This window comes from Sphingosinithalassobacter tenebrarum (assembly GCF_011057975.1).
Lineage (GTDB): Bacteria > Pseudomonadota > Alphaproteobacteria > Sphingomonadales > Sphingomonadaceae > Sphingomonas > Sphingomonas tenebrarum.
The window spans coordinates 2,101,326-2,113,036 of record NZ_CP049109.1 but is presented as its reverse complement, the minus strand read 5'-3'; the positions used below and the strand labels follow the sequence as shown (position 1 = coordinate 2,113,036).

Sequence of the window (11,711 nt, the reverse complement as noted above, 5' to 3'; positions counted from 1 at the left end):
CCTTACGCGCTGCGCTCGCGTCGTTCGGCGATGTAACGGCGGATATCGAGGCTATAGTCCTCCAGCGGCGAATAATAGCCGAACTCGTGGACACGCGCCGCCATGCCGCGCTGAACCCGCTCGCAAACCGCCCAGTCCTGACGGTTGACCAGATCCCAGAATTCAACTGCGTCCGCAGGATCGAAACCGGGTTTGGCCAGCTCCGATTCATGGAAGAGGAAACGGCATTCGATCCGCGTCCTGCCCGGCCCGTCCGGCCAGAGAAGAAACGCCGCGGCGTGATCGCTCGACAGGCTGAACATCAGGTTGGGAAAGATCAGCTCGCCCTTGTGACGCACCTTTTCCTCCTCGGACAGGCCGGGGAAGAAATCGCGGCTGGTGGTACCGCTGCGCGTGAAGGTGACTGCGCCTTCGCGGTGCGGCACGCCAGCCTCCCAATCGAGATGCATGCCGGCATTCTTCAGGAAGTCCGGCACGATTTCGCACAGCTCCGGGTGCACCGGGCCACAATGGTAGCATTCATTGTAGTTTTCGAGGATCACCTTCCAGTTGGCGTCGACATCATACCAGCGCGTCTCGCCCGTGCGCAGCGCTTCGAGCGGATAGTTGGACAACCGGCGCGGTGCTTCGCCCAGCGCCGCTTCGAAATCGGGCGCCGTTTCGGGGCGCAGGGTGATGAATACGAACCCGCCCCAGGTGGCGACGCCGCACGGGTGCAGGCCCAGCGCCTTCTTGTCGACCGCGCCCGGTGCCATGCCCGGCGTGGCGAGCAAAGCGCCGTCCAGCCCATAGGCCCAGCCATGATAGGGACAGCGGATAACACCGCCGATCACGCCGCCATTCAGGTCGAGCCCCCATTTGGCGTCATTGGCGGCATCGCAGATCCGCGCGCCGCGATGGCGGCAGACATTGTAATGGGCATGCAGCTCGCCCGCGCGATCGCGAACCAGCAGGATATTCTCGCCGAGCACGTCGATCTGGCGGTGGCTGCCGGGAGTGGGAACATCTTCCTCGCGGGCGACGCAAAACCACTCGCGTCCGTGGATTTCGGCCTTTTCCCATTCCCAGAACGCCGGATCGAGATAGTCGCTGCTCAAAAGCGAACGTTCCATCCCCGTCGCTTCCTGCCTTGCTTCCCCGACCATTGCCGCCTCCGTTATTAGACAGTTGCCTCATAGCGTGAAGCATGTCACTCGTGAAGAGGTCAAACGGGGGAATCAGTGAAATTCTGTCACCTGCGATCACCGAAGGCACGGCTGTGAGCCGGTATGACGCGATCATCATCGGCGGCGGCCATAACGGGCTGACCGCCGCAGCCTATCTCGGCCGGGCCGGGCGCAAGGTGCTGGTACTCGAACGTCGCGAGATCGTCGGCGGGGCGTGTGTCACCGAGGAAGTGATCCCCGACCATCGGGTGTCCTTCACTTCCTATTTCGCCAGCATGCTGATGCCGAGGGTGATTCGCGACCTCGAACTGCCAAAATACGGGCTGCGCATGGTGGGCAGCGATCCGTTGCTCGCAGTCGCGCTTGCGCCCGGGGAGATCATCCGCTGGTGGGCGGACGTCGATCGCGCGGCAGCGGAAATCGCGCGGTACTCGGCGGCGGACGCCAAGGCATTCGTCCGCGTCGACCGGGAGCTGAAGGCGCTTGCAGCCTATCTCCAGCCCTTCTTCCTCGAACCGCCGCCCGATCTGGGCGCGCGCGGACTCGACCGCGTCCGCGAGGCAGCGCGCCTCGTAAAGCGGTTCCGCAAGCTCAAGGGCCGCGAAGTGGCGCAGCTCGTTACCTTCCTGACCGGAAGCCTCGGCGACTATCTCGACCGCAATTTCGAAAGCGACGCCGTCAAGAGGCTGTTCCTCGCCAACAATGTCTATGGCAAGCATGGCGGACCCTATGAGCCCGGCTCGGCGGTTGGACTGCTTTTTCACTTGCTCTCCGGCGGCGATGATTCGGTGCAGGGCTATGCCGGCCATGTCATCGGCGGCATGGGCGCGATCACGCAGGCGATCGCGGCATCGGCGCGCGATCACGGCGTGGAGATCCGCACCGCCTCTCCGGTCCGCGAAATCCTGGTTGAGAACGGTCGCGCCTCTGGCGTCGTCACCGAAGCCGGCGAGACCTTCAGCGCGCCGGTGATCCTGTCCAACGCCGATCCCAAGCGAACCTTTCTCGGCATGGTGCCGCCCGAACACCTGCCGGAGGATTTCCGCAGCGACATCGCCGCGATCAAGATGGCCGGCCCCTCGGCGAAGCTCAATCTCGCGCTGAAGCGCGAGCCGACCCAGTTCGGCCGGAACGCCACGATGGACCCGCGTGAGCGATCGCTGCTCACCATCGTCCCGACGCTGGAGGAAGCCCAGCGCATCGCCGATACCGCGCGTTTCGGCACCGTTCCCGATCAGCTGTGGATCGACTGCGTCATCCCCAGCCTGGTCGACGACACGCTGTGCCCGCCCGGCAAGGCAGTGATGACCTGTTTCATCCAGTATCTTCCCTTCGAATTGCGCGAGGGAAGCTGGGAGGATCGGCGCGAGGCGCTGGGCGATGCCATCGTCAAGCAGATTGCGCGGCACATGCCCGATCTGCCCGACCTGATCGAAGGCCGCGTGGTGCTGACGCCGCTCGATCTGGAACGCACCTATGGCCTTACCGAAGGCAATATCTTCCACGGCGACCTCAACATCGGCCAGCTCTTCTCGATGCGGCCGACACCGGCCTGGTCGCAATATCGAACGCCCCTGCCCGGCCTCTACCTCTGCGGTGCGGGCGCGCATCCCGGTGGCGGCGTTACCGGTGCTCCGGGCCATAACGCGGCACATCAGGTGCTGCGCGACATGAGGAAATCGAAGCGATGACCGAGACCGTCCATGACCAGCAGCCGCCCCGTGTCATGGGCTTTCTCGACCTCGCGCTCTTCTACATCGTCACCGGCGTATCGTTGCGCTGGATCGCCACTGCGGCGGCGGCGGGGCCGGGTTCGCTGTTCGTCTGGTTCGGCGCCTTCGCACTATTCTACATTCCACTCGCGCTATCGGTGCTCGAGCTCTCCTCGCGCCATCCCGACGAAGGCGGCCTCTATGCGTGGACGCGGCGCGCTTTCGGCGACTTTCCGGGTTTCCTCGCCGGCTGGTGCTATTGGACCAGCAATCTGCCCTATTTCCCCGCCGTCTTCTATTTCGCGGCGAGCAACGCGCTCTATGTCGGCGGCGACCGCTGGATCGCACTGGAGGATTCGCCGTCCTTCTTCATGTGGTTCGCCTTTGCCGCGCTGGCGCTGATCGCAGTGCTCAACATCGTCGGGCTCAAGCACGCCCGCTGGCTTCACAATATCGGCGCATATGGAATGTGGGTGCCGGTGGCGATCGTCGTTATTCTGGGCTTCAGCTCCTGGGCGGTGCGCGGTTCGGCGACCGAATTCTCTTTCGAGACGATGGCGCCGAGCTTCGAGCTCAAGGACATGGTGTTCTGGGCCGCGCTCGCCTTTGCCTTTTCCGGCTCGGAAGCCGCGTCGTTTATGAGCGGCGAGATCCGCGATCCACGGCGCACCATCCCGCGCGCGCTGGTCTTTGCCGGAGCGGCGATCGCGCTCTGTTACATCGTCGGCACCATTTCCGTACTGCTCGCGCTACCGCCGGGCGAGGTGAACCCGTTGTCGGGGCTGCTTCAGGCAGTCAGCTACACTGCCGAGCAGCTTGGCTTCCTGTGGATCGTACCGGTCACGGCGTTGCTGATCACCGTCGGCAATATCGGCGCGGCGGGTGGCTTTCTCGCCGCGACGTCGCGGCTGCCCTTCGCGGCGGGCATGGATCATCTGCTGCCGCGCGCCTTCGGCGAACTCCACCCGCGCTGGGGCACGCCGCATGTCGCGATCCTCACCCAGGCGGTGCTGGGCGGCGTCTTCGTCTTCCTCGGGCAGGCGGGAACAAGCGTTCAGGGCGCCTATGACGTTCTGGTGAGCATGGGGATCATCACTGCCTTCATCCCGTTCCTTTTCGTTTTCCTCGCGCTCATCAAGATGCAGGGCGAGCCGGCCGGACCCGACACGATCCGCATTCCGGGCGGCAGGCCGGTCGCGATTCTGGTCGCCTGCGTCGGTCTGGTCGTCACCAGCTTCGCGATCATCCTGGCGATGCTTCCCGCCGCCGATGAACCCCATCCCGTGCTCGCCATGACCAAGATCATCGGGCTTTCGGCGCTGCTGATCGGCGCGGGCTGGGCCATTTATGCCGCATCGAAAAAGCGCGCGAAGAAGGCCTGAGCTTGTTTCAAGTCAAAGCGACTGCGATATTCGGACCCCAAGCTGCGCATGCCGGGAGGCGCGGAGCAAAATTATTCGGGACCGAAATGATGGCAAAGGACAGCAAGGAAGCGGGAAAGACCGCCGCGAAACCGCGGCGTCGCGCGACTCGCCAGGCGCCCACCGTGCGGCGGCAGGACCTGCTCGAAGTCACGATCCGTTGCCTCGCCAATCTGGGCGCGCGCGGCACGACCGGGCGCGAAGTCTGTCGCCAGGCCGGCGTTTCGCACGGGCTGTTGCGCCATTATTTCAAGAATCCTCAGAATCTTCTCTACGAAACCTATGAGGAGTTGTGCGACCGCTTCCTCGAACAGCTCGAAGCCGAACTCGACGTCGAGCAGCCCGATCCGTGGCTCTATCTCGACGGCTTCTTCAACGCGCTGTTTTCGAACGAATGGGCAAGCTCGGACTTGCTCGGCGCTTATATGGCCTTCTGGTCGTTGGCGCGGACCAACCCCGAATTCGCCGAGAAGAGCGAGCAGTTCAATGCCCGGCTGCGCGAACTGCTGGCCGCCGCGATGGAGCGGCTGCCGCGCAACGAAGGCGCGCTTCCCTTCGAGGACGCCGTGCCGATCATGTCCGCGACAATGGACGGGCTGTGGCTCGATTTCTGCCTTTCGCCGACGCGTACGCCGCGCGACCGGGCGATCACCCTCTGCAATCGCACGCTGCGCCAGCTCTTCCCGCATCCCGGCGATGCGGCGGCGCAGGATGCGGAAACGGCCCGCCCGCGAGTGCGTGCCGTTTCCTAAGCTTCGCGGCGGCGGTCAGCGGATGATTTCGCCGCCCTTCATCACATGGTCGACTGATTCGAGGGCGCGGATATCCGCCAGCGGATCGGCGCGCACCGCGATCATGTCGGCATAGCGTCCCGGCGCGATCACGCCGACATCTTGCGAACGCATCATTAGTTCCGCCGCGCTGGTCGTGGCCGCCTGAATCGCCTGCATCGGCGTCATGCCCCATTTGACCATATAGGCGAATTGCCGGGCATTCTGACCATGCGGGAATACGCCCGCATCGGTGCCGAAAGCGATGCGCACACCGGCATTGACTGCCTTGCGGAAGCGTTCGCGCTGGGCAATCGTCGTATCGGTGTTCTTGCGCAATATCTCGGCCGACCAGCCCTCCTGGCGGCCGACCGTATCGATATAGTCGCCGTTGAAGACGTCCATCACCAGCCAGACGCCGCGATCGCGCGCCATGCGGATGCCTTCGTCGTCGATCAGCGAGGCATGTTCGATCGAGCGGACGCCGCCGCGAATCGCGATCTTGATGCCTTCGGCGCCGTGCGCATGCGCCGTGGCATAGCTGCCATAGCGCGTGGCCTCCTCGACGGCGGCGCGCACTTCCTCCTCGGTCACTTCGGGGGCGCCGGGCTCGGTGCCCTCGGCCAGCACCGCTCCGGTGGCGATGATCTTGAGGAAGTCCACGCCATGCTGGAACAGATACCGGGCGCGATCCTTCATTTCCTGCGGACCGGAAAAGACGCCCGCGCGCATGCTGTCGGGTACCGTCACATCGGGCGCGAGCCCAGTCACTTCGCCGCCGCCGCCCGGCACGGTCAGATAGGCGCCCGCGACCGCCATGCGCGGTCCGGCGACTCGCCCGGCCTCGATCGCATCGCGCAGCGCGACATCGCCGAACGCGCGAAACGTGCCGACATCGCGGACGCTGGTGAACCCCGCCTCGAGCGTCAGTCGCGCATTTTCCGCCCCCATGAATGCGATTTCCTCCGCCGAATGCAGCAGCGGCTCGGCCGGGTTGTTCGATTGCAGCGTGTCCGACAGATGCGTGTGCATGTCGATCAGCCCCGGCATGACCGTATAGTCCGACCAGTCGATTACTTCGGCATCGGCAGGCGGCGGGCTCCACGGCGCGACTTCGACGATGCGATCGTCTTCAATGCGAACGCGCTGGTCGGTCAGGACCACGCCGTTTTCGGTGTCGATCAGGCGACCCGCATGAACATAGCGCGTCTGCGCCGCCGCCGGTGCCGCTATCGCCAGAAGCAGCGCGGCCGCCGCCGCGATCCGCCCGATCATCCCGATTGCCATGCCGTCGTCTCCGTTGTTTGACCCGAAACCGTTCTTGCCTTGCGCCGCATCAGCAGGTGCACCGGAATTCCTGCCAGCAACAGCACCAGGCCCCAGCCGGCAGCTTCCGCGCCCGCCCCATAGATGGTCCAGGCGGAATAGAGCGCGGCGATCATCGCCACCAGCGCCGCCGGCGCCGTGAAGATCATCCGCTTGCGCCACGCCAGCGCGAGCGCCGCACACGAACAGGCGAGATAGGCGACCAGCGATGCCGTGGTCGCGAGCAGCGCGATGAACGTAAACAGGTCCGCGAGCGAGCGCGTATAGTTGAGCAATACGATCACGGTCAGCAGCGCGGTGGATACGATATGCGCGCGAACCGGCGTATCGCGGCGCGAGCGCGTGGCGAAAAAGGCCGGAAAAACGCCGTCGCGCGCCATCGCATTGGGCATTTCGCCCTGCAGCAGGATCCAGCCGTTGAGCGCGCCGAACGCGCTGATCGCGGCGAACAGCGCCACGACCATGCCCGATCCGCTGCCCAGGGACGCCGCGACGAAGTCGGCGAGCGGCGCATTCGAATTTGCCGCCTGATCAACCGGCATTAACAGCGTGACCCCGGAACAGACAAGCAGATAGACGAGCCCGGTGATCGCCGTGCCCCACAAGGTCGCGCGGGGTATGGTGCGCTGGGGATCCTCGACATCATGCGCGACGATCGTCGCCGATTCGAGCCCGAGCAGCGCCCAGAGCGTAATCGCCGCCGTCGCGCCGATCGCGCCGAACCCGATCGTCTCACCGTCAAAGGGCATCAGCGCTTCGCCACCGGTATCGACGACCATCCATCCGGCGATCGCCACAACCGCGATCAGCGGCAGGAGCTTGAGCACCGTCGTCACCATCTGCACGCCCCCAGCAGCCCGCACCCCGCGGCAATTTATCCAGGTGAACAGCCAGATTACCGCGCAGGCCGATATGGCGGGCAAGCCCGGCACCGTGTCCAGCACTGGAAAAAAGACCGCCAGATAGCCGATGCCCGCCGTCGCGATGGCGGCGTTCCCGACCCACAGCGAAATCCAGTAGGCCCAGGCGACGACGAACCCCGCCGTCTGCCCGAAGGCGGCGCGCGTATAGGCATAGGGTCCGCCGGCCTGCGGCAAAGCCTGCGCAAGGCGCGCGAAGGTAAAGGCCAGGCAGAGGCCGCCGCCGATCGTGACGATCCAGCCGAATACCGCGTTCCAGCCATAGGGCGCCAGACTGGCCGGGAGCATGAACACTCCCGCCCCGATCATGTTGCCGACCACCAGGGCCAGACACATCCAGAACCCCAGCGCCCGCTTCTTTCGGGCAGTTCCCCCCGCTTCGGCCTCAGCCACGACGAGCGTTCGCGCGCATGATTTCAACTAGCATGGCCACGCATCCTGCATAGTTGTTTGACATGTGTCAAATGACTGTCGCATCCCTGCGGCACCGTCAGCCAAGCCGGCTCGGAGTTTCTGCGATCCTGTCGCGACACCCCCTTGAACAAGCGCAACACCTACTATACAGTTGTCTAATAAAGGAGGCGATTGATGGCGACTACGGCACCTGCCACACCCAACACCGATCCGCAGGCCGGCTGGAGCCTTCCCGCCTGGACCTATTCGGATCCCGAGTTTTTCGAAGTCGAAATGCGGCGCATCATGCGCCCCTCCTGGCAGGTGGTTTGCCATGTCAGCGACATTCCCGATCACGGGGATTATCATACGCTCGACTTCCTCGGAGAGAGCGTGATCGTCGTGCGCGGAAAGGACAGCGAAATCCGCGCCTTCACCAATGTCTGCCGCCATCGCGGCGCCAGGATCGTGGACGGCCCCTCGGGTTGCGCAAAGCGGTTCGTCTGCCCCTATCATGCCTGGACCTATGACCTGGAAGGCAGGCTGGCAGGGCTGCCGCTCAAGGAAATCTATCCCGACGTGGACACGAGCAAGCTGGGATTGGCGCCGGTAGAGGTGGAAATCGCCTTCGGGTTCATCTTCGTCCGGCTGGAAGATGACGGCGGGCCCACGGTTTCTGAAATGATCGCGCCCTATGCCGAGGAAATCGGCCATTACCGGTTCGAGGACCTGCGCGCGCTCGGCCGCGTGACGATGCGTCCGCGCGCGGTGAACTGGAAGAATGTCGGCGACAATTATTCGGACGCGCTGCACATCCCCGTCGCGCATCCCGGCCTCACGCGGCTGATGAAGAACGGCTATGGCGTCGAGGCGTACCCCTGGGTCGACAAGATGTGGGGCCCGATCCTGCCCCGGCTTTCGAACAATCCGTCCGAACAGGCCTATCAGAAATTTCTGCCGCGCGTGGATCACCTGCCCGAAGACCGCCAGCGGCTCTGGACCTATTTCAAGCTGTGGCCGAACGTGGCGTTCGACATCTATCCCGACCAGGTGGATTTCATGCAGTGGATCCCGGTATCGCCCACCGAGACGCTGATCCGCGAAATTCCCTACGCCATTCCCGACGATCGCCGGGAGATGAAGGCAGCGCGTTATCTGAACTGGCGCATCAACCGCCAGGTCAACGCCGAGGACACGTGGCTGATCAATCGCGTGCAGGACGGGATGCAATCGCACAGCTTCTCCGTCGGGCCGCTGGGTGAAACCGAAGTGGCGCTGCGCAATTTCTGCAGCAAGGTTCGTCAGATCGTGCCGGAATCGCGCGAGGAACGGCAGCCGGCACCCGGCTGGAGCCGCCGGCTCCACGCGGTCTGAGCCGCAATCCGACCAGCTTGTTTCATCGCCGTGCCGGGTAAGCCCGCACGCATTGGGGGGCGTATCGAGTTCGCATGACCAAATCCTATGACGCAGTGATCATCGGCGGGGGCCATAACGGCCTTGTCTGTGGCTTTTACCTTGCGCGCGCGGGCAAGAAGGTTCGTATCCTCGAACGCCGCGACGTGATCGGCGGCGCCGCGGTGACCGAGGAGTTTCACCCCGGTTTCCGCAATTCGGTCGCCAGCTATACGGTCAGCCTGCTTCAGCCCAAGGTGATCGCCGACATGAAGCTGCCCCAGCGCGGCTATCGCGCGATCGAGCGGCCGGTGTCGAATTTCCTGCCGCTCAGCGACACCCAATATCTGAAGGCCGGCGGCGGGCTCGCCAAGACCCAGGCCGAGTTCGCGCGCTTCTCGCAGAAGGACGCCGACGCCCTCCCCGCCTATTACGATTCTCTCGAGGCTGTCGCCGATGTGCTGCGCGGGCTCGCGCTGAAGGCCCCGCCCAATGTCGGTGACGGACTGAAATCCCTGATCGACGCGGCGAAGCAGGGCTTCGGCCCGGCGCGGATGCCGATCGAGCGCCAGCGCGACCTGCTCGACATCTTCACCAAATCCGCCCGCACCTTCCTCGACGCTTGGTTCGAGAGTGACCCCATCAAGGCCGTTTTCGGTTTCGACGCCGTCGTCGGCAACTGGGCCAGCCCCGACACGCCGGGTTCGGCCTATGTGCTGCTTCACCACGTCTTCGGCGAAGTGAACGGGAACAAGGGCGCCTGGGCGCATTCGGTTGGCGGGATGGGCGCGATCACCCGCTATATGGCCGAAGCCTGCGTCGAAGCAGGCGTCGAGATCAGCCTTGAAACGCCTGTCACGAAGGTGCTGGTCGATGGCGATCGCGCGACTGCTGTCCGGCTCGAAAGCGGCGAGGAAATCGCCGGCAAGGCGATCGTCGCGAATGTGGGGCCGAAGCTGCTTTACGAACGTATGATGGACCCGGCGGACCTGCCCGCCGATTTCCTGCGCCGGATGCACAGCTTCAAGGCCGGGTCAGGCACCTTTCGCATGAATGTCGCGCTGTCCGAACTGCCGCGCTTTTCCGCGCTTCCCGAACCGGGAGAACATCTCAGCTCGGGCATCATCATCGCGCCGACACTGGATTATATGGACCGCGCCTTCACCGATGCGAAGGAAACCGGCATGTCGAAGGATCCGATCGTCGAGATGCTGATCCCCTCGACCGTCGACGATACGCTCGCGCCCGAGGGCCAGCATGTCGCCAGCCTGTTCTGCCAGCAATTCGCGCCGCAACTGCCCGACGGACGCAGCTGGGACGATGAGCGGGAAATGGCGGCCGATCTGATCATCGACACGGTCGAAAAATATGCGCCGGGTTTCAAGGCTTCGGTGATCGCCCGCCAGCTCCATTCACCACTCGATCTCGAGCGCAAGTTCGGGCTGGTCAACGGCGATATCATGCATGGCAATATGTCGCTCGACCAGCTCTGGTCGGCGCGGCCCGTTCTGGGCAATGGCGCCTATCGCGGGCCGGTGAAGGGGCTGTTCATGTGCGGTGCGGGCACCCATCCCGGCGGCGGAGTCACCGGCGCGCCGGGGCATAACGCGGCGCAGGAGATCCTCGCGTCGAGCAGCCGTATCGGAAAGCTGCTGCGCAAGGGGTGAGCATCGGCGTGTCAGCGGGCTTCGCCGACCATCCAGTCGATGAAGCAGCGCAGCGCGCTTCCCGGCGCCGCGCGATCGCCCTTCGGCCAGACGAGATAATAATGCTCGTCGGTCGAAATCGGCAGGTCGAACGGCGAAACCAGCGTTCCGGCCGCAAGCTCGGGCTCGATAAGGAAGCTGGGGATCAGCGCCAGCCCCGCACCCGCCGCTGCGGTCTGCGCCAGCATCAGGAAATGTTCGATGCTCGGTCCGGTACACGGCGCATCAAGCGTGACGCCATTGGCAGAGAACCAGCGATTCCAGGCATGACGACGCGAGGATTGGAACAGCAGCGGCTTGTCGACCAGGTCGGCGGGCGTCGAGACGGGATTGGCCGCAAGCCACTCGGGCGAGCAGACCGGGATCGCAGCCTCGCCGAACAATATTACGTGCTCGGCGCCGGGCCAGTCGGGCAGGCCGAAATGGATGGCCGCGTCGAATTGCTCCATCGCGAAATCGAAAACTGACGTTCGCGCGGCGATATCGACCACCAGTTCGGGATAGGCCGCCGAGAAACGCGGCAGGCGCGGCGCGAGCCAGCGCATGCCGAAGCTGGGCAAGGTCGCGATCGCCAGTTCGTTGGGCGGGCGATGCTGCGCCGCGCGGGCCGATGCGCGCGCGATCCGCTCCAGCGCCGGCCCGATTTCTTCGACATAGGCGCGCCCCGCGGCATTGAGCGCGATCCGCCGCCCGTTGCGCGTGAACAGGTCGGTTCCGAGCTGTTCCTCAAGCTGGGCGATCTGGCGGCTCACTGCGCTTTGAGTCAGCCCCACGCTGTCCGCAGCTTCGGAAAAGCTGCCCGTTTTCGCCGCCGCGACGAAACTGCGCAGCGCACCGGTCGGCGGCAACAGTCGACGCGGGTACACATTCGATTCCGTCATATCAAAATGCGCCTTTCTCGTTTT

General features: G+C 64.5%; 9 protein-coding genes. 5 read left to right on the top strand and 4 right to left on the bottom strand.

What is annotated here, in order from left to right; all coding sequences use genetic code 11:
- Nucleotides 1-2: 2 nt before the first annotated feature.
- Nucleotides 3-1,112, bottom strand: coding sequence for an aromatic ring-hydroxylating oxygenase subunit alpha (locus G5C33_RS10530; protein WP_165327172.1), 1,110 nt, complete (start codon nt 1,110-1,112; stop codon nt 3-5).
- A 146-nt stretch (nt 1,113-1,258) separates the two neighbouring features.
- Between G5C33_RS10530 and G5C33_RS10525 the strand changes: the two genes are divergently transcribed.
- From G5C33_RS10525 to G5C33_RS10515, 3 genes are all read left to right on the top strand, one after another.
- Complete coding sequence (locus G5C33_RS10525) at nt 1,259-2,857, top strand: phytoene desaturase family protein (protein ID WP_165327171.1); 1,599 nt, start codon at nt 1,259-1,261, stop codon at nt 2,855-2,857.
- Nucleotides 2,854-4,260: an APC family permease gene (locus G5C33_RS10520; protein WP_165327170.1), complete on the top strand. Its 1,407-nt coding sequence runs from the start codon at nt 2,854-2,856 to the stop codon at nt 4,258-4,260. Before G5C33_RS10525 ends, G5C33_RS10520 begins: the two co-directional genes overlap by 4 nt.
- Before the next feature lie 86 nt (nt 4,261-4,346).
- Nucleotides 4,347-5,051 carry a TetR/AcrR family transcriptional regulator gene (locus G5C33_RS10515; protein ID WP_165327169.1) on the top strand — a complete coding sequence of 235 codons (705 nt, stop codon included), beginning with the start codon at nt 4,347-4,349 and terminating at the stop codon, nt 5,049-5,051.
- Nucleotides 5,052-5,066: 15 nt separating this feature from the next.
- Here G5C33_RS10515 and G5C33_RS10510 read toward each other — a convergent pair whose 3' ends face one another.
- Both G5C33_RS10510 and G5C33_RS10505 read right to left on the bottom strand, forming a co-directional pair.
- A complete protein-coding gene (locus G5C33_RS10510; RefSeq protein ID WP_228275026.1) occupies nt 5,067-6,356 on the bottom strand; it encodes a Xaa-Pro dipeptidase in 1,290 nt (429 codons plus the stop codon).
- Nucleotides 6,341-7,651, bottom strand: coding sequence for an amino acid permease (locus G5C33_RS10505; protein ID WP_165327168.1), 1,311 nt, complete (start codon nt 7,649-7,651; stop codon nt 6,341-6,343). Before G5C33_RS10505 ends, G5C33_RS10510 begins: the two co-directional genes overlap by 16 nt.
- Nucleotides 7,652-7,903: 252 nt before the next feature.
- Between G5C33_RS10505 and G5C33_RS10500 the strand changes: the two genes are divergently transcribed.
- Together G5C33_RS10500 and G5C33_RS10495 are read left to right on the top strand one after the other, a co-directional pair.
- A complete protein-coding gene (locus tag G5C33_RS10500; protein ID WP_165327167.1) occupies nt 7,904-9,082 on the top strand; it encodes an aromatic ring-hydroxylating oxygenase subunit alpha in 1,179 nt (392 codons plus the stop codon).
- Nucleotides 9,083-9,156: 74 nt separating this feature from the next.
- Nucleotides 9,157-10,767, top strand: a complete 1,611-nt coding sequence (locus G5C33_RS10495; RefSeq protein ID WP_165327166.1) for a phytoene desaturase family protein — start codon at nt 9,157-9,159, stop codon at nt 10,765-10,767.
- A gap of 11 nt (nt 10,768-10,778) precedes the next feature.
- Here the strand turns inward: G5C33_RS10495 and G5C33_RS10490 are convergent, their stop codons facing one another.
- Entirely contained in the window at nt 10,779-11,687 is a 909-nt protein-coding gene (locus G5C33_RS10490) for a LysR substrate-binding domain-containing protein (protein ID WP_165327165.1), read from the bottom strand.
- Nucleotides 11,688-11,711 lie beyond the last annotated feature (24 nt).